General features: G+C 62.3%; 16 protein-coding genes. 13 read left to right on the forward strand and 3 right to left on the reverse strand.

Features of this window, described 5'->3' with window-relative positions:
* Positions 1 to 30 precede the first annotated feature (30 nt).
* From ligD to JN279_RS15985, 8 genes are all read left to right on the forward strand, one after another.
* Positions 31 to 2,535 carry a DNA ligase D gene (ligD, locus tag JN279_RS15950; RefSeq protein ID WP_202353303.1) on the forward strand — a complete coding sequence of 835 codons (2,505 nt, stop codon included), beginning with the start codon at positions 31 to 33 and terminating at the stop codon, positions 2,533 to 2,535.
* Between the two features lie 394 nt (positions 2,536 to 2,929).
* A complete protein-coding gene (gene ku / locus JN279_RS15955; RefSeq protein ID WP_202353304.1) occupies positions 2,930 to 3,838 on the forward strand; it encodes a non-homologous end joining protein Ku in 909 nt (302 codons plus the stop codon).
* Positions 3,835 to 4,962: a tetratricopeptide repeat protein gene (locus JN279_RS15960; RefSeq protein WP_202353305.1), complete on the forward strand. Its 1,128-nt coding sequence runs from the start codon at positions 3,835 to 3,837 to the stop codon at positions 4,960 to 4,962. Before ku ends, JN279_RS15960 begins: the two co-directional genes overlap by 4 nt.
* 86 nt (positions 4,963 to 5,048) lie before the next feature.
* Complete coding sequence (locus tag JN279_RS15965; protein ID WP_202353306.1) at positions 5,049 to 5,411, forward strand: hypothetical protein; 363 nt, start codon at positions 5,049 to 5,051, stop codon at positions 5,409 to 5,411.
* Complete coding sequence (locus JN279_RS15970) at positions 5,401 to 6,042, forward strand: alpha/beta hydrolase family protein (protein WP_096448316.1); 642 nt, start codon at positions 5,401 to 5,403, stop codon at positions 6,040 to 6,042. The genes JN279_RS15965 and JN279_RS15970 overlap by 11 nt, the downstream gene beginning before the upstream one ends.
* Before the next feature lie 297 nt (positions 6,043 to 6,339).
* Positions 6,340 to 7,110, forward strand: coding sequence for an exodeoxyribonuclease III (xth, locus tag JN279_RS15975; protein ID WP_096448314.1), 771 nt, complete (start codon positions 6,340 to 6,342; stop codon positions 7,108 to 7,110).
* A gap of 434 nt (positions 7,111 to 7,544) precedes the next feature.
* Positions 7,545 to 9,239 (forward strand): peroxidase family protein, encoded by a 1,695-nt coding sequence (locus tag JN279_RS15980; RefSeq protein WP_096448312.1) that lies wholly within the window; start codon positions 7,545 to 7,547, stop codon positions 9,237 to 9,239.
* 236 nt (positions 9,240 to 9,475) lie between these two features.
* The gene (locus tag JN279_RS15985; protein WP_096448310.1) at positions 9,476 to 10,669 is read left to right on the forward strand and encodes a hypothetical protein; all 1,194 of its coding nucleotides are present in this window, start codon (positions 9,476 to 9,478) and stop codon (positions 10,667 to 10,669) included.
* Between the two features lies 1 nt (position 10,670).
* On the opposite strand, the gene JN279_RS15990 is transcribed toward JN279_RS15985, so the two are convergent.
* From JN279_RS15990 to JN279_RS16000, 3 genes are all read right to left on the reverse strand, one after another.
* Entirely contained in the window at positions 10,671 to 10,781 is a 111-nt protein-coding gene (locus JN279_RS15990) for a putative RiPP precursor (RefSeq protein ID WP_192021935.1), read from the reverse strand.
* Positions 10,782 to 11,094: 313 nt separating this feature from the next.
* On the reverse strand, positions 11,095 to 12,543 hold the full coding sequence (locus JN279_RS15995) for a DUF2235 domain-containing protein (RefSeq protein WP_096448308.1): 1,449 nt from the start codon (positions 12,541 to 12,543) through the stop codon (positions 11,095 to 11,097).
* Between the two features lie 36 nt (positions 12,544 to 12,579).
* Positions 12,580 to 13,206, reverse strand: coding sequence for a glycoside hydrolase family 25 protein (locus JN279_RS16000; RefSeq protein ID WP_096448306.1), 627 nt, complete (start codon positions 13,204 to 13,206; stop codon positions 12,580 to 12,582).
* Between the two features lie 258 nt (positions 13,207 to 13,464).
* Here JN279_RS16000 and JN279_RS16005 point away from each other — a divergent pair, with 258 nt between their 5' ends.
* The 5 genes from JN279_RS16005 to JN279_RS16025 all read left to right on the forward strand — a co-directional run bounded on the left by JN279_RS16005 (position 13,465) and on the right by JN279_RS16025 (position 18,436).
* Positions 13,465 to 15,072 (forward strand): WD40 repeat domain-containing protein, encoded by a 1,608-nt coding sequence (locus JN279_RS16005; RefSeq protein ID WP_096448304.1) that lies wholly within the window; start codon positions 13,465 to 13,467, stop codon positions 15,070 to 15,072.
* Between the two features lie 113 nt (positions 15,073 to 15,185).
* Positions 15,186 to 15,644, forward strand: a complete 459-nt coding sequence (locus JN279_RS16010) for a mobile mystery protein A (RefSeq protein WP_096448302.1) — start codon at positions 15,186 to 15,188, stop codon at positions 15,642 to 15,644.
* Positions 15,641 to 16,252, forward strand: coding sequence for a mobile mystery protein B (locus JN279_RS16015; protein ID WP_096448300.1), 612 nt, complete (start codon positions 15,641 to 15,643; stop codon positions 16,250 to 16,252). The genes JN279_RS16010 and JN279_RS16015 overlap by 4 nt, the downstream gene beginning before the upstream one ends.
* A gap of 61 nt (positions 16,253 to 16,313) precedes the next feature.
* Positions 16,314 to 16,865: an isochorismatase family protein gene (locus tag JN279_RS16020; RefSeq protein WP_096448298.1), complete on the forward strand. Its 552-nt coding sequence runs from the start codon at positions 16,314 to 16,316 to the stop codon at positions 16,863 to 16,865.
* A gap of 353 nt (positions 16,866 to 17,218) precedes the next feature.
* Positions 17,219 to 18,436, forward strand: coding sequence for an amidohydrolase family protein (locus JN279_RS16025; protein ID WP_446720410.1), 1,218 nt, complete (start codon positions 17,219 to 17,221; stop codon positions 18,434 to 18,436).
* Positions 18,437 to 18,812: the final 376 nt, after the last annotated feature.

The following is an 18,812-nucleotide window of genomic DNA, read 5'->3' on the forward strand; positions in this document are numbered from 1 at the left end:
CTGGCTGCCACGCGCTTCGGACGCTGACCCATGCCCGCTCCCTCCAAACTCAAAACCTATCGCGCCAAGCGCGAATTCTCCAAGACGCCGGAACCGGCGGGCGGTCTGATTAGCGGCGACGGCAACCGCTTCGTCATCCACAAGCACCACGCAACCGCCGACCACTACGATATGCGCCTGCAGGTCGGCGACGTGCTGAAGAGCTGGGCGGTGCCGCGCGGGCCTTCGCTCAACCCGGCCGACAAGAGGCTGGCGGTCGAGACCGAGGACCATCCGCTCGAATATATCGACTTCGAGGGCGTCATTCCCGAGGGCGAGTATGGCGGCGGGCCGATGATCGTCTGGGACACCGGCACCTGGGCGCCGATGGACGACGTCGAGAAGAGCCTGCGCACCGGTGCCTTCAAGTTTCGCCTCGCCGGCGAAAAGCTCAATGGCGGCTGGATGCTGACCCGGCTGAAGCCCAAGCCCGGCGAGGACGAGAACAAGAAAAACTGGCTGCTGTTCAAGGAGCGCGACCTCGCCGCCGACACGGCGCTGAACATCCTCGAAGCGCGGCCGGAAAGCGTCAAATCCGGATTGCGCATCGAGGAACTGGCGGCCGCCGCGAAACCGGTCGCGAAGTCCGCGCCCAAGCCGGGTTCCTTGAAACCCGGTACGCTGCCAGGCGCGGTGAAGGCGCCGGCGCTGAGCCGCATTGAACCGCAGCTGGCGACGCAGGTGCCAAAACCGCCGGGCGGTGAAAGCCCTGCCGAAAACACAAACGAGCTCTGGCTGCACGAGATCAAATTCGACGGCTACCGCACCATGGCGCATCTCAGCGACGGGCAGGTGCGGCTGATCACCCGTGGCGGCATCGACTGGACGAAGCGCTATGGCGACCTGCCGCATGCCTTCGCCAAACTGCCGTGCCGCGAGGCGATCATCGACGGTGAGATCATGGTGCTGGATGCGAAGGGCATCAGCCGCTTCGCGCTGCTGCAGGATGCGCTGGCCGAGGGCGCCGGCAGCAAGCTGCATTTCTATGCCTTCGACCTCCTGCATCTCGACGGCTGGGACCTGATGAAGGTGCCGCTCATCCGGCGCAAGGCGTTGCTCGCCGAATTGCTTGGCGGTCTTGGCGCGAATTCCGCCATCCAGTTCTCCGACCATGTCGAGGGCTCGGGGCAGGGGCTTTACGATCAGGCGACGGAGCTCGGGCTCGAAGGCGTCGTCTCCAAGCGCGCCAGCGCCATCTACCAGAGCGGCCGCACCAAGAGCTGGACCAAGTGCAAGGCGCTGCAGAAGGACGATTTCGTTATCGCCGGCTACACGATCTCGCAAGCGGCGGAAGGGCTGGCCGCGCTTGGCATGGCCGAGTGGGAGGACGGCGAACTGCACTATCGCGGCAAGGTCGGCACCGGCTTCGACCGCGAGACGGCGGAGGATTTGCTCGCCCGGCTGGAGCCGCTGACATCGGGCGCGACGCCACCCGAAGGCGTGCCGCGCGAGATCATGCGCGAGATGCATTGGGTGAAGCCGCTGTTTTCGGCGCGCATCCACTATGCCAACCGCACGGCGGACAATTCGCTGCGCCATGGCGTGTTTCGCGGGCTCAGGGATGTCGGCCTGTCGACGCCGGTCTCGGCCAAGCGCAAGCGGCTGATCTCGGAAGCGGACCTTGCCACTATCTGGGTGACCAATCCGGAGCGGCGGCTGTTCGGCAAGACGGGCCCGACCAAGCTCGACATCGCCGTCTATTACGCGCTGGTCGGCGATTTCATGCTGCCGCACATCCTTGGCCGCCCGGTGTCGCTGGTGCGCTGCCCGACCGGCCTGCCAAAGGACTGTTTCTTCCAGCGCCACGCCTTCACCGGCATGCCGCCGTCGGTGGTGACGTTCCAGGCGACCAACTCCGAGGGCGAGACCAAATCCTATCTCTCGGTCGAGGGGGCAAAAGGCTATCTGGCGCTGGCGCAGTTCGGCGTCGTCGAGTTCCACACCTGGGGCACGCACCGCTTGAGCCTCGACAAACCCGACCAGATCGTCTTCGACCTCGATCCGGGCGAGGGGATTTCCTGGCGCGAGGTGGTCGAAGCTGCTGTCCACATCAAGGGCGAACTGGAAGGGTTGGGGCTGGTGCCGTTCGCCAAGACTTCCGGCGGCAACGGCATCCACATCACCGTGCCGGTGACGAAGAAGCAGAATTGGAAGAAGCTGCACCAGGCGACCAGCGCCATATCAACCCATCTGGCGGCAACCGCGCCCGACACGTTCACAACCACCATGGGTAAGGAAAACCGCAAGAAGCGCATCTTCATCGACTATCACCGCAACGCCCGGGGCCACACCTCGGCAGCGCCCTATTCGCTGCGCGCCCGCACCAATCTGCCAGCCTCGACGCCGGTGAGCTGGAGCGATCTGGAAGCGATCGATGCGCCGCAGGATCTGAACTATTCCTCGCTGCCGGGCTTGCTGGAGACGTCGGGCGATCCGTGGGCTGAGATGGAGGAGTTTGCCAGGGATTTGCCGGTGTTCGAGGGGGCGAGGAAGTAGTCGCAAAATGAAGGCCGCCGCGATCTGTGTCGCCCCCCTCTGTCCTGCCGGACATCTCCCCCTCAAGGGGGGAGATTGGCCTTCACCCTGGCTTTCGCCAATCTGCAACGCTTCTGAAGTGGACGAGGCGCTGAAGCTGCCGATCTCCCCCCTTGAGGGGGAGATGCCCAGCAGGGCAGAGGGGGGCTGTCCCGCCAGCGTTTCAAATTCCGATCCATCGACGCTTCCGACAATTTGAATTATTCTCTCCCCAACGACCTCAAAGACGCAGCGGAAGATTTCGTCAGGGATTTGCCGGTATTGTGCGCGGTCGGTGTAGGATTTCCACGGCGCCAATCGTCCTTCGGACGAAAGCGCTGAGCAGTATCAGTGCATGGCCGCGTAGGAGTGTATCATGGCGCCCAGGGCAAGTTGGAAGGGTTACCTCAAGCTCAGCCTCGTCAGCTGTCCGGTCCGGCTCTATCCGGCGACGACGACCAGCGAGCGCATCTCGTTCAATCAACTGCACAAGAAGACCCACAACCGCATCAACATGAAGCCGGTCGATCCCGAACTCGGGCTGGTCGAGCGCTCGGACCTGGTCAAGGGGTATGAGTATGAGGACAAGCAGTACATCATCATCGATGATGCCGACCTCGACGCGGTGCGCATCGAATCCAACCACACGATGAACATCGAGGCCTTCGTCGACGAGGGCGAGGTCGATGTCATCTACCAGGATGCGCCCTACTATCTGGCGCCGGATGGGGCGATGGCGGAGGAGACCTTCGCCGTGCTGCGCGAAGCCATGCGCAAATCCGGCAAGCTCGCCATTGCCCGGCTGGTGCTGTCCAGCCGCGAGCGGGTGGTGACGATCGGCGCGCGCGAAAACGGCATGTTCGTGTGCACCTTGAGAAACCCGAACGAAGTGCGCGGCACGGCTGAATATTTCGGTAACATCCCGGCCGGCAAGCCTGACCCTGAAATGCTTGAGTTGGCCGAAGCGCTGATCAAGCAGAAGGAAACCACCTTCGATCCGAAGAATTACGAGGACCGCTACGAGATCGCGCTGATGGCGATGATCCGCGAGAAGCTCAAGGGCCACAAGCCGATCATCGCGGCCGCACCCGAGCGCGGCAATGTCATCAATCTGATGGATGCGCTGAAGGCCAGCCTGTCGCAGTCGAAGCCGCCGGCCAAGTCGAAGAGCAAGGCCGACGAAGTGGCGGCCAAGCCCGCGGCCAAGAAGGCGGCAGCGGGCGGTTCGCCTGAAAATCCGCTGAAGGCCAGTCTGCTCAAGGCGGTCGGCAAGAGCAAGAAATGACGGCACCGGCGGTGTCGGTCGCGGGGGCCGTCTTCGGCACGGTCGGCGCGCTGGCGGCGTTTCCCCTGCGGCTCGCCGCGCGGGAGGTCGAGCGCCAGCACGGGCAACTCAGGCGCGGCATCACCAGGCGCACCACGCATGTCGTTTTCGGCCGCACATTGTTGGCCAAGGCCGGATTGACGAAAAGCAGCGACGCCGAAATCGAGCGCCGCGTCGCCGAGGAGCGTGCGGCCGGGCGCGCGCTGATCAGCGAGAACGGTTTTCTGCGCCTGCTCGGGCTGATGAAGGCGCCGGAGGCGTCGTCACTGTCTCGGCAATCGCTGATCGAGCAATCCAGGCTGTCCGGCGCCGATCTCGATCTGCTCTCGCTATTCGATGCCTTCGAGCATGACGCGGAACCCTATTCCTTCCGCGACCTGATCCTGGCGCGCAAATATGCCGGGCTGATCGCCGGCGGCGCGACCTGGGGCGCCATCGCGCGCTCCGTGCATCGCTCCGGCCCGGTTGCCTCGCTCACCGCCAAGTCGCTCAATGTCGGCTCGCAGCACGGCCGGCCCGATGCGATCTATCTCGAAGGCGGCCAGAGCGAGCTCGACGGACAGTTGCTGTTCGATCTGGGTAGCGTGGCACAAGGCGACGACACGCTGGAGGATTTGTTTGCCGAGGCCGAAGCGGCGGAGGAGGGCGGCGACCATGATGGCGCGGCCGCGCTCTACCAGCGCTGCCTCGCCATCGACCCAAGCGACGCTATCGCCGCCTTCAACCGCGCCAACTGCCTGCGCGCCGGCGGCCATGCGGCGGACGCCGCGCATGACTATGCCAGGGCGATAAAACTCGACCCGGCCTTCGTCGAAGCCTGGTTCAACCTCGCCGGGCTGATGAGTGAGCAAGGCCGCGACGCCTCGGCGCGACGACATCTGCAGAAGGCGATCGCGCTCGACAAGAATTATGCCGATCCGGTGTTCAATCTGGCGCGGCTGGAATTCGATGCCGGCAATCTGCCGGAAGCGCGGCGGCTGTGGGTGCGGTATCTGGAACTCGACGCGGATAGCGAATGGGCTGACGTGGCGGCCAAGGGCGTGCAGTTCGTGGATATGCAGCTGACACGGAAGTCCGTTTCCTGAGCGACCCTCTTTTGCTCCACTCCCTATCCTGATCAAATCGGATAGGAGGCGGAAGGGCTGTATGGGTTCTGCAGGCGGAGGATCTGGTGACTGACTGGAAAGGCGGGGAATTTCCCTTCTTATGTTTGTTACTCGCGGTATCTACCGCATCTTTTATTTTTTTGATGGTGCAGCAGATTCGCGATCTGTGCTTCTACTGGAGAAATCACTGGGATTTTTCGCAGGACAACAACATCAGTTTGAGCAGATATTATCGTGGAGAGAGCTCTGATGAGGATCTGATGTCCAACAAGGAGAGGATTCTATTAGGTCGACCGATCCTCATTTTCGTAGCAGCAATTTTCTCAATTGCTTTCGCTTCCATCGTCTTTCAACCGGAGCATTGGAGAAGGGGTGGGGCCGAACTCTCCTATCTTTCTCTCGGGAGCCCGCAAACTGATGCCCACTAGCTTCCTCTTCGACGGCTTCGACACCGCTCCCGTCACCATCCTGCTCGCGCATGGCGCCGGCGCTTCGATGGATTCGCCCTCGATGACCGCCACCGCCAAGGCGCTGGCCGCCGCCGGCTTCCAGGTGGCGCGCTTCGAATTCCACTATATGGCGGCCCGCCGCTATGGCCACCGCAAGCCGCCGCCGCGCGCCGAGACGGTGAACCCGGAATATATCAAGGCGATCGCCGATCTCAGGGCCAGGGGCGTGACCGGGAAACTCATCATCGGCGGCAAGTCGATGGGCGGGCGCGTCGCCTCGATGGTTGCGGACGAGATGTTTGCCAAGGGTGAGATTTCGGGCCTGCTGTGCCTCGGCTATCCCTTCCATCCGCCCGGCAAACCTGACCAGCTGCGCACGAAGCATCTGATAGGGCTGAAGACGCCGACGCTGATTTTTCAAGGCACGCGCGACGAGTTCGGCACGCGGGACGAGGTGGCGGGGTATGGGTTGTCCGATGCGATCGAGGTGGTGTGGCTGGAGGATGGCGACCACGATCTGAAGCCGCGCAAGAGCGTGTCGGGGTTCTCGACCGCCGATCATCTGAAGACGCTGGCGGAGACGGTGAGGGTGTGGGCGGACAGGATTTAGGGCGGTCACGTTAGCTCGATCGTTTCCTTTCGGCGTCGGCGCCGCCCCTCATTGTCCTGCCGGACATTTCTCCCCGTATAGTGACGGGGAGAAAGACGCTGTCATCGTTGCTTTCGCTAATCGCCTACGTCGCAGAAAGGGCGGCGGCGTTGCGACCAATTCCCTTCTCCCCGTCACTAGGCGGGGAGAAGGTGCCGGCAGGCGGATGAGGGGCAGCGCCGCCATTGGCCATTCGCCCAATACAACGCGCCGCATCCTTCTCTTGCCCCCAGCTTCGCCTTCCTGCTTCATGCCGCCATGAAACTCGCCACCTTCAACATCAACAACATCAACAGCCGGCTGGGCAATCTGCTGGCCTGGCTGGCGGCCGCCAAACCCGATGTCGTCTGCCTGCAGGAATTGAAGGCGCGCGACATGCAGTTTCCGCGCACCGCGCTGGCCGATGCCGGCTATGGCGCGGTGTGGAAGGGCGAGCCGACCTGGAACGGCGTTGCCATACTGGCGCGTGGCGCGGAGCCGGTGCTGACCCGCGATGCCTTGCCCGGCGACAATGCCGACCGGCAGAGCCGCTATATCGAGGCGGCGGTGAACGGCATCGTCGTCGCTTGTCTTTATGCGCCGAACGGCAATCCGCAGCCGGGGCCGAAATTCCAGTACAAGCTGGCCTGGCACAAGCGGCTGGAGGCGCATGCCGAACAGCTTCTCGACACCGGCCTGCCTGTGGTGCTGGCCGGCGACTACAACATCGTGCCCGAGCCGCGCGACATCTATGCCACGCGCTCCTATGACGACAACGCGCTGGTGCAGCCGGAAAGCCGCGCCGCCTTCGCCGCCCTCATCGAGCAGGGGTGGGTCGACGCGCTGCGCAAGATCTATCCGAAGGAGACGCTCTACACCTTCTGGGACTATCGCCGGAACCGCTGGCCGCGCGATGCTGGCCTCAGGCTCGACCACATATTGCTGCCGAAGACCCTCGCCCGCCGGCTGAAGGGGGCGGGTATCGACCGCGACGTGCGCGGGCAGGATGGCGCCAGCGATCATGCACCAGTGTGGGTGGAGTTGAAGTGAGGGGATGGAACACCGGTCTGTCTCGGCATCCAATCGAAGAAAACCAACCGGTACAACGGGTTTGAATAAAAGGCTGTTTGTCGGTTTTTTGATCGTCAGAAGCAGGTTTTGAGAACCTCACCGGAGAGGGCGTCTAGTCCAATGCCCGGCAGCTATTCTGTGAAAATGCAATGATTCCCTAGAGTTGTATAAAACGATAGATTTGTTGGCATCAATTATCAAGTTTATTGATCAGTATCTTGACTGGCGTCATATTTTATTGTGATATTAGCATAGACTGAAAAGCATAGGCCGATCCCAGAGTTAAAATGCGGGACGATCGGCCATTCCGTTGATCTTGATCATGAAATGGTGCCGAGGGCCGCTGCATATGCGTGGCTCTGCACTTTTGCGCGCATATTTTCCGATGAGCGAAATGATTTGCGGAGGCAATCATGCAACCAAGTGCAGCCAAAAGTTCGTTCAGCCCACATGGTGGCGGCATCAGAGGCGCCGATGTGTCGCGTCGGTCATCCCTATTCGAAGGCCGCTTCGGCCGGATGTTCCGGGAGCTCGCTCCAGCGGTTCATTCCCAGAGCGCGCTTCTGGCGCTGGGGGACGCGATGACGGCCGACCCCGAGAAAACCGGGGACGGCAGGCCCATGGCCGCGGCCGAGACAGACAAGCATATTCAGGACGACGAGGAAAATACCGGCATCGCGGCAGGATATACCTATCTCGGCCAGTTCATCGACCACGACATCACTTTCGACCCTTCATCCTTGCTGATGCAGATGAACGATCCGGACAGTCTGGTGGATTTCAGGACGCCCCGCCTAGACCTGGACAGCGTCTACGGCCGTGGGCCGGCGGATCAACCCTATTTGTATATCGATGGCAAGTTTCGGCTGGGCAAACAGCTGTTCGAGCTGAACAAGCCTTCGCCGTCGCGTGATCTCCCGCGCTACCGCGATCCGGAAAATCCCGGTTCCGCGGCGCGTGCGCTGATTGGGGACAAGCGCAACGATGAGAACGTCATCGTCTCCCAGTTACACGGCATATTCATGCGGTTGCACAACCGGCTGATGGACGAGCCAAAACTGAAAGGAGCCACCTTCGATGAAGTCCAGCGCATGGTGCGTTGGCACTATCAGTATGTGGTTCTCAACGACTTCCTGCCGCGCATCTGTGGTGCTGGGTTGATCGACGAAATACTCCCCCACCGCCGGTCAGTTGCCAGTGCCGCCGAAAAGAAGCCCAAGCTTCAGTTCTTCCATTGGCGCAACATGCCCTACATGCCATTGGAATTTTCGGTCGCCGGCTACCGGTTTGGCCATTCGATGGTGAGGCCGATCTATCGGCTGAATACCGAGCTGAATGGGGGCGACGATCCGTTGTCGGCGACACCTGACGAGAAGGCTCGCGGACTTGCCGGCCGCTTCTTCATATTTGCCGGCGTCGCCAGCAGAGGCTTGAACGGTTTCAACGAATTTCCAACCCAATGGGCCATCGACTGGAGCTTGTTCTTCGACATCGACGGCTCAGGCAAGAAGGGCGGCAAGCATCGGGCTCAGCCGGCGTACAAGATCGACACGTCGCTGGTGAACCCGCTTGGGTTCCTTCCGGAGTTTTCAAAGACGGTGCCGGCTTCACCGCCGCTCACGCTCGCACAACTGCAAGCCCAGCCGATCGACCCGAAGAACGACCCGGCCAATCTCGCGTCCCGCAATCTGCTTCGCGGCCTCGCTTTGCGTATGCCAAGCGGCCAGAGCGTGGCGCGGGCGATGGGTGTGCCGGTTATTCCCGATGCCGATCTGAAGATAGGAAAAGCCGTCCTCGATGACATGAAAACTGCCAAGAGCGTAGTCGATATCGATGGGGAATTCGCTGACAATGCGCCGCTTTGGTACTATGTGCTGGCGGAAGCGCAGCACGACTGGTTCAAGCGCGCGTCGAAAAAGGGCAGCAAGGGCGACGAAGAGCCGGCCCATCTGGGCCCGGTTGGAGGTCGTATCGTTGCGGAAACGCTGGTCGGCCTGGCCTATGGAGACGGTCATTCGTATCTGATCCAGGACCCGAACTGGGAACCGCCTATCGGAGGCAGGTCCCTGACCATGGGCCATCTGATAAAATATGCGCTTGGTGGCTGATCTGGCCCGGTCGGACATGTGAGAAAGTTACCGGTCACGGACCAGGTCACTGCACCGCCCAGGCCGGGTACGTAATGGCGCTGGCGATGCCTTGATGTCTATGCCACCAATCGCCCGCGCCATCTGTGCAGCGGCGGTATCGCAAGCTAGGCTGCGACAAAGCAATCGCGCAGCCAGATTATCCATGAACGCTGTTCCCAATAGCGACCGTCGATCACTATCGAGACTCTCCCGCCATGCATGATTTCGGCCTCGTCGAAATCCTGTTGGCGGCCGTCGTCATCCTTGTGGTCGCGGCATGCGTCGTCTGGCTGTTGCGCAAGGCACGTGTCCGGCGCCGCGCGGCTCGCCGGGCGGATCCGGCCAACGATTATGCTGTGCGTACCGACTGGGAGCGCAGCACCGCCAGTGTCAACTACTCGTCCTTCGTCTATTTCGATGTCGACCGCGACGGGACGTACGGCGTGGGCGACCGGCCGATGGCCGGCATCATGGTGCGGCTGTTCGATGGGCAGGGCGGCTTCGTCGCTTCAACCAGGACAAACAATGGCGGCTTTGCCAATTTCGCCATGTCGACGTCTTCGGCCAATGCCGTGATCCGCGCGCCCGGCACCTACCGGTTCGCGGTTTCGGTGCCGCCGCGCTGGCGCTCGCCCAGCGCCAACGAGACGCAATCGCAGGAGTTTCAGCTGGCGCCTGGCTCGCCCGCCGGGCTGGTGTCGCAGGACCTGCCCCAGCCGGTCGGGCTGGCGCCGGCGCGCAGCCTGGCCGGCAAGATGACAGCAGGCGGCACGGCGACACTGTCGGTGATGGCGGACGGGCAAGAGCTGGAGAGCCGGGCGCTGGCGCCGGGTTTACCCTTCCGGCTCGATCTTGCCGGCGAGGCCGACATGGTGGTGATCGCCGGTGGCGGGCTTGACCGGCAACTTGCGCTTTCGCCCTATCCCACCGATCTCGGGCTGTTGTCGTCGCATACACTGCCGAACGAGGCCTCGCTGCGGACGGTCGGCTTCGACGACGTCACCGGGCGTGGCTTCCGCAAGATCCCGTGCGGGCATGCCGGGCTGCAATGGCACAACCTCAACGCCATGGCGCAGGACCACACCAAGGGCAGCGAAGGCTACGTCAACGGCAATGTCTCGGGCGATCACGTCGCCTATACCAGCAGCGGCTACCCGGCCGAGTTCAGCCGCGAAACCCCGTTCGGGTTCCACTCGGTGCTGCTGAGCGCCGCGTGGCTGAAGTCGGAAGGGGAGATCGCGCTGATCGAGTGTTGGCTGGGCGAGCAATTGGTCGCCAGCGATCAACTGACGCTGTCGGCACTGACGCCGCTGCACTACGCCCCGATGCTCAAAGCAGTAACCCGTGTCCGTCTTTCGACGAAACATTCTTGGCAAATGGTGCTGGACGACCTGATGCTGACGGGCTGACTTATTGCGGTATCGGAGGATTCGAGGTCACGACCGGGCCGTTGGTCGCAGCCGTGATCGATTTCAGATTGCCCTTCTTGATCAGAGCGGGCCGCTCATAAATCTTCTTCATAGTTTTGTCTCCCGATAATATTGCCGCAATAAAATCATAGGCATACGGAAATCACCCTAGGGGCCCAGAAATCACAACGCCGCCATTAGGCGTGGCCCGTGACCAACTTCAGGTTGCCTTTCTTGACCAGAGCAGGCCGCTCATAGAGCTTCTTCATAGTCTGGACTCTCCAGAATATCCCAGGGGAAGTCTGCCATATTGTCGGCCACTGTCAATCATGCCCGTCTGTATGGCTTGTTGTGAGCGCGGGGGCTGCCGGCAAAGCCGACGACAGTATCGTGAGTCCACGGCTGATATCCCCGAACCCAGGCGCCTATTTCCCGCTCCACAAATGGCGTGCCTTTTGCACCATGTGCGCCATTCGGCCCAGCTGTCCCAGCCTGCTGTTGGCCGCTGCGATCAAATCGGATCCACGCTTCTTCTCGACGGGTTTGCCATCCCAATCGACGATAAAGATATCGATGTGACCGGCCGGCCTATGGCCTGCGGGAAGCTGGTAGGTTGCCTCGATATGCTGCCAGACGGCCAGCAGATTGGGCGGCCTGTAATGGTGCCCACATCGGTCGGTCAACACCATCTGGCCGAGGCGCTCGATCGCCGAAACATGGACCATTTCCGCGATCGGGTCGGCATGGCGATCCCGGCATACCTCCTGTTGCCAGAACCGAAGAGCCGTCACCGGTTTGTTGGCAATCGACCGGAAGGCGGGCTTGAAGATCTTGTAAGCCAGCGTTCTTGAATCGTGTTGCGTTGCCAGCGCGGAAGCGCGCGGCACCTCTTTCCAATGATGCTTCTCGTCAATCGGAAAATCCTTATAGAAAAACTTCAGCCGCCTAATCATCCAGTCGAGCGTGATATCATCCAGCGCGTTGGGAAAGTCCGTGCTTCTAAGTTCCTCGGGAATGTAGCTGCCGCCGATGTCGGAATGGCTGCCGACGAACCAGACCTGTTCTGTCGTGGTTGCGTATTGCTTGAACTGCGGCTTGCGCCAGATCGTGGCCTGGAAGGGCTGCCTGTGTTCATCGAGGGCGATGGCGTGCAGGTTGAGATTGGTTATCGAGGCCAGGTTGACGTCGTGAAATGCGTAACGGTCGCGATTTGCTCTCCAGAAGGGTTCGAGCGGCACGCCGAGTGCGCCGACGGTTTCGAACACCGCGGTGCATTCGATCCTGAACTTTTTCACGTCGTGGGTGTAGCTCTGCAACGCCATCCAGGCGCCAGGCTGCCGGTCGTTGGGCGCGGTCCGGTAGAAGCCCCACGCCTTGGCCTCGAGTTCATCGGTGCAGTATTGGGTCTTCAGCAATCCCGCGGCCGCTAGATATCCGACCAGCGAACGCGCGGTGTAGGCGCCCCGGGAAAATCCAAAGACGAAGATCTCGTCGTCGGGCTTGTAATGATAGGACAGGAATTTGTAGGCGCGCCTTACGTTCTCGCCCAACCCTTCGCCGAAGACACCGCCGCGAAAGCGGTCCATGGCCCCCGTGCCGACCCCGCGCTCATAAAAGACGATGTTTTCGCGGCCGTCCGCCGAGAAACTTTTGACCAGTTCCTGGCCCGAATGACTGGCTTTGGCGGGTGCGACATGTGGGACTGTGGTTTTGGTTCCCAATGTCCTGGCGATAATGTCTCGCAGGCGCACGATGTTGGTGTCTGCCGGCCCGATATCGGCGTCGTTCCAGGTCCCGTCCAGAAGCACAATGATGCGCTGAGGCTTCGGGGTCCCCGATATTGATTGGGGCGCAAGACCGGCGTTGGGCACCATGCACTTCCCGATTCTGTGAGGTTGCTACTCAAAGGGTCAAGAATTGGCCGCCCAGAAGCCAAGCAGGCCCGCTTTGTCGCCATTGTAGAAGTCGCGGTCAGACCGGCCAATCCCGCGAACAGTGTGCGGTTCGGGACCAAAGGCGCCATCTGTGTATTGCCAGAGCGTCCAGCTTTGCCAGTTCGGCGGAACAACCGGGGTCGGCCCGTATTGCGCCAGCCAGAACCAGCATTGTGAAAGGATCGGGTCGGAGCCTGTGCCCAGCAATTGCTTGATGTAGTGGCCGGAATAGAAGCCCGGAAACCGCCCTGTCTTTTCACGGATATGAGTGACGAAGGCGCGCGCCTCCTCAAGGGTCATGCTCGGTCCAGTGGGGTTTGGCTCGAAATCCAGAACCAGCAGCACCTGGTTCGGATTTCCTACGGTGTTGAGGAAGTTTTCGGCTTGTCTTACGCCGTCGCTGCCGGTTCCGAAATGGTAAGCGCCCCAGAGGAGGTTAGCCGAAGCTGCTCGACCACGATTTCTTGTATAAGTGGGATCAACACCTTGCTGACCTTGCGTTGCTTTTTGGATGACGCCAACGATGCCGTCAGCGGCAGCATTGACGAGATTGACGTTCCCATTGTGATGAGAAATATCGACAACACCATTAAAGTTCGGCATATTGTCCTCCCGTACTTCAATATAACGATAGTCTAATTTAGTATCGACGACAAGGGACGTTCCTGTATTGCTACCGGGCGCAAGGGGCTTGCGGTGACGGTTTCTGGTGCGGCCGGCGTGTCGTGTGCTTGCCGCCGGCGCCGATTGCAGCACTTTGCGATATGCCTTTTGCGCTGGTAGTCTCAAGGACCATGCGGCGCGACAAGGCTCGCGCGCTGTGCGAGGCGGGTAGCGCAGGCCGCACGAGCGGGGGCGTCAATGAACAACTGGGCTGACAGGCTGTTTGCGGTTCTGCTTCTGGCTGCCGCCTTGGCCTGCCTGGCGCGCATCTACCCGCTGCTGAGCGGCGGGACTTTCGTTTGGAGCGGCGCGTCGCATGCATGGCGGGATCCCGCCTCCTTGCGGTTGGCCGCGTTGCTGGTGGCGGCACTTGCTTGCCTGCTGGGGGCCTTGCTGTTCTGGGCCGGCCTGTTGCCGGGGCGCCCTGCGCACATGGCCGGAGCACCGCTGTTCGGCCGCGCGGCCGAAGTGCAGGAGATCGGCAGGCCCGGCCTGCGCAAGATTTTCTTCGTCTTGCCGTTGATCGTGCTGGCGGCGCTGGCCGTCGATCGGTTCGGCCCGTGGGGCGGCGGCGAGATTGCCAGCCAGCCAAACGAGCCCAAGGCAGCCGAACCCAAGGGCGGCGAGCCCAAGCCCAGTGAACCGAAACTTGCCGAACCCAAACCGGCTGAACCGAAGAACCAGGATGTCGCCAGCGCGCCGCCGACCCCGGAGCCGGCAACGCCGCCAGCTCCGCCGGCGCCGCCCGATCCGCCGCCGGTAGCCGCCAACCCGCCGGTCGCGCCGGTGCCGCCTGCGCCGCCCGCGGCCGCGCCAACGCCCATTGCCCCGCCGGAGGTCGCGGTCATCCCGCCGGCCACGGTGGCGCCATTGCCGCCACCGCCGCCGGCGGCGCCGACGCAGCCCGACGGCCATCGCGACGCGGTCGTCTGGCTTTCGGTGGCGCCGGACGGCCGATCGATCATGAGCGCCAGCACAGACCATGTGATCAAGCTGTGGGACATTGGCGGCAAGCACCTGATCCGCAACCTCGGCGTCCACAAGGACATGGCGCGCACCGCGCTCTATATGCCCGACGGCGTCAGCGCGCTGACGGGCGGCGACGATGGCGAGATCGTGCTGCGCAAACTTGCCGATGGCGCCGTGCTGCATGTCTTCCAGTCCGGCCAGAATGGCGGCGTCAGGCAGCTGGCGATCAGCCCGGACGGCAAGCGCGCCGTCAGCGGACACGACACCGGCAATGTCATCGTCTGGGACCTCGTCAACAATTCCGTGCTGCATGTGCTGACCGGGCACGACTGGTCGGTCAGCGCGGTCGCCGTCTCGCCCGATGGCAGGCAAGCGCTCAGCGGCAGCATCGACGGCACGCTGAATCTCTGGGACATCGAAAGCGGCAAGCTGCTGCGCAGCTGGCATGGGCACGAGCAAGGTACCTATGGCGCGGCGTTCACCGCCGACGGGCACCATCTGATCACCGGCAGCGGCGACCTGACAATCAAGGTGTGGGATCTCGACAGCGGCCGCGAGGTGAGGCGTTTCGAAGGCCATGAAGGCACGGTCTATACGCTGGCGCTGTCGGGCGACGGCAAGCGCCTGCTGTCGGGTTCGCTCGATGGCACGGCGCGGCTGTGGGACATGGAAACCGGCAACCAGATCGCCATGTTCGACAGCCAGACCGGCCCGATCTACGCCGTGGCCTTCGCTCCAGACGGCACGGTGCTGACCGGCGGCTACGACCGCACCATCAGGGATTGGCCGGCGGCGGGAGGGGATGGTGCGGTGCTGTTTGCCGGCGCGCCGGGGTGAATGCTGAAGAGCTCAGTGCTCGCTTCATGTCAATGTATAAGTTGACATTTCAGATAATTTTGTATATGTAAACATTTACAAGATGTATATGCCTGTCAACTTATGAGTTTACGATGAGCGTCAAGCAGGCCGTTCGCCAACAATACCAGTCGGTGGTGAATCTCGCCCAAGGCCGTAAAATCCACGTTCCAGCGGAGGGTTGGATACGGACTGTGCGGAAGGCGCTCGGCATGTCGGGCGCCCAGCTTGCAGGGCGGATGGGCGTGACCCGCGCTCGCATTGCCCAGGTGGAGCAGGCCGAACTCGAAGGTGGTGTCACCCTGAAGTCGATGCAGGCCACCGCCGAAGCGATGGGATGCCGGTTCGTCTACGCGTTCGTCCCGCCAGACACCATCGAGGCCATCATCGTCGCCCAGGCGCGGAAAAAGGCGGAGGCGATTGTCGCCACGGCCGGCAAGCACATGGCGCTCGAAGACCAGGCGGTGGGCGGCAACCGGACGGATCGGGAAGTGAGCCGCCTGACAAGCGAACTGATGTATGAAATGCCGTCCGATTTCTGGCGGGACAAATGACGATTGCGCCCAATTATCCCGAGGGTGCGACGCCGCTTGATCCCAATGAACTCGGCGGACTGAAGTACAGGCACATCACGACCCAGGCCGAACTCGATGAACTGGAGCAGGCCAACATCACGTCCGGCCTGTTGTGGCTCTCCCGGACACGAAGGAAGGACATCCTCACCGACGGCTTCGCCATCGAGCTTCACCGGCGGCTGTTCGGCGAGGTGTGGAATTGGGCCGGAACCTTCAGGACCACCGGTAAGAACATCGGCGTCGATCCAATGCAAATCGGGGTGCAGTTGCGCGCAGCACTGGATGATGCAGTCTACTGGATGGATCATGGCACATATGCGCCTGTCGAAGCGGCCGTGCGGCTTCACCACCGGGTGGTGTTCATCCATCCGTTTGCGAATGGCAATGGGCGCCATGCCCGCATCCTAGCGGACGCCATGCTTGAGAAGCTCTACGGCGTCGATCCGATCAATTGGACCGCCGGGGCGGATCTGCTGAAAATGAACGAAAGGCGGGCGGCTTATATCTCGGCATTGAAGGCAGCCGACCGGCACGACATTGGTCCGCTGCTGACTTTTGTCGGACTGGCAGGGCGGCAACAGTCGTGACCTGCACCGTCATCACGCCACCCAACCTTGATCGATTAGCCCGCCATGCTATGTAAAAACGATGTCAGCACCCAGCCTCACAGACAACGCGCCGCTCATCGTCATCGATCTCCAGACCGGCATGTTCGACGGCGTGCATGAGCCGCCGATCCATGATGCGCTTGCGATTGTCGAGCGCACCCGGGCAGTGATCGACTGGGCGCGGCGCAGTGGGCGCAAGGTTGCTTTCATCAGGCACGATGGACCCGAGGACGATCCGTTGGCGCCGGGTGAGCCGGGCTGGCCAGTCTGGCCAGCACTTGGCCAAGCCGACGATGAACCGACCTTCGCCAAGTCCGTACGCGATGCTTTCGGCAATCCGGCCTTTGGCGACTGGGTGGCCGGGCAGGGCGCGGGTGCGGTCGTGCTCCTCGGCGCGCAGACCGATTTTTGTGTCGCGGCAACCGTCAAGGGCGCGATCGCCAGGGGGCTCGGTGTCACCGTGGTTTCCGATGCCCACAGCACGCTGGACAGCGCCAGCGAGAGCGCTGAACAGATCATCACCCGGCACAATGACGAATTCGCCGAGGCCGGTGTCAATCTGGTGACCACGAAGGTGCTGGTTGGCGGCTGAAGCGGCAGCAAAGATCATGACAGCCCGGCCTGCCGGACGGATCACAATGCCGAACTCCTGCCATGGTCGACGCGGGCGGGGGGGCGCATTGTTGGGATGGCTGGGCGCCCGCGTCAACCAGGGCGGCTCGTACCGCCGCGATAACACAATGGCACATTGCGGGGCCGCGGGAACTTCCGCGAAAGCGGAATAGGCAAGAGCCGCAGTGCGGATTCGCGCTCTGCCTCACTGGAGCATGCGCCAGCGGCAATTTCGTGAAACAGTTTTTCGTTGCTGCCGCATTGACCCGTGGCGGGCGGGCGGCGAGGACTGGCGCTTTCAGCAGGGATGGCGCCCATGGGCGAGAGACGATTTTGAGCGAACAGACGATCTTTCACAACGCGAAACTGGCTGATGGGTTGCTGGCGGATCTCACTGTCACCAGCGGCCGCTTTAGTGCCGTCGCGCCGGCCGGCAAGGCGCCTCCGGCGGGTGAAGGCGCCATCGATCCCATCATTATCGACCTTGACGGCCAGCTTGTCGTGCCGGCCTTTGTCGAAGGGCATATCCATCTCGACACCTCGTTTTATGGCGACGTCTGGCGCCCGCATATTCCTTGCACCAACGGGTTCGACGTGCGCGAGCGCGTGGCTTTCCAGGCGCAGAACCTTGCTGCCGCCGCGCCGATGGCGGAACGCGCCAAGAATCAGCTCGAACTCTGCATCGGCAATGGCAGCCTGGCCATGCGCAGCCATGTCATGGTCGATGCCTTGGTCGGGCTGAAACATGTCGAAACCATCCTGGCCGTGCGTGAAAAATACCGCGACCTCATCGACATCCAGCTCGTCGCCTTTCCTCAAAACGGCATTCTGTCGTCTCCCGGTACGGCAGAGCTTCTGGATGAGGCGCTGAAGCTCGGCTGCGACCTTGTCGGCGGGCTCGACCCTGCCAGCTTCGACCGCGATGTGAAGGGCCATCTCGATGTGGTGTTTGCCCTGGCGCAGAAACATGGCGCCGGCGTCGACATCCATCTGCATGATGGCGGCACGCTCGGCCTGTTCCAGGTCGAGGAGATCGCGGCGCGGGCAAAGGCGCTCGGCATGGCAGGCCATGTCGTGGTCAGCCACGCCTACGGGCTTGGCGACATCCCGGCCAATGTGTTGGCGAAGGCCGGCGCGATGCTGGCGGCGGCCGGGGTGGCGATCATGACCAACGCGCCCGGCAACCATGCCTTCCCGCCGGTGGCGGCCCTGCGGCAGGCCGGCGTCACCGTGTTCAGCGGCTCCGACAACATCCGCGATTCCTGGTGGCCCTATGGCGATGGCGACATGCTTTCCCGAGCCAACATGATCGGCTACCGCTCCGGTTTCTACGAGGACCACGAACTGGCGGCCGCCTTTGATGTGGTGACCCATGCCGGCGCCAAGGCGCTGGGCCTGGAGGACTACGGCATTGTCGTCGGCGCCAGCGCCGACTTCATCGCCATGCCGGCGCAGCACGTGCCCGAGGCGGTGGTGGCCGTGCCGAAGGACCGCACGGTCTATCGCCGGGGCAGGGCGGTGGCGAGCGGCGGGACGATACTGGCGCGCTGAAGCCATGGCTTGGCGAAGGATGGCGGATGGGGCCCGGCGGTCAGTGCAAGGGAGACACGCCGAGCCCCGCCGGCTTCTGGCGGGAGCCAGCATCTCTACATTAGCTATGTCTAATATAATTGCAAGATGGCGGCGAAGCTTCGTTGGCTGCCGGCTAGAGCATTTCACCGTTTCATGGAAACGGCGAACCGCTCTAACTCTTTGTTTTGACGCAATTCCCAAGGGAAAGCGCTATGCGCTTTTCCCGGGAAAACCGCTCACACTTTTCCTGGAATTGTTCTAAAAGCCGGCGGCGCCCGCAACCATCATCACCAAAACGGCAGCCGCCATGCCCCAGACCGCCGCCGCCGCCAAAACTCTCGCGTTCGGACGGAAT

This window comes from Mesorhizobium sp. 113-1-2 (assembly GCF_016756475.1).
Taxonomy (GTDB): domain Bacteria; phylum Pseudomonadota; class Alphaproteobacteria; order Rhizobiales; family Rhizobiaceae; genus Mesorhizobium; species Mesorhizobium loti_C.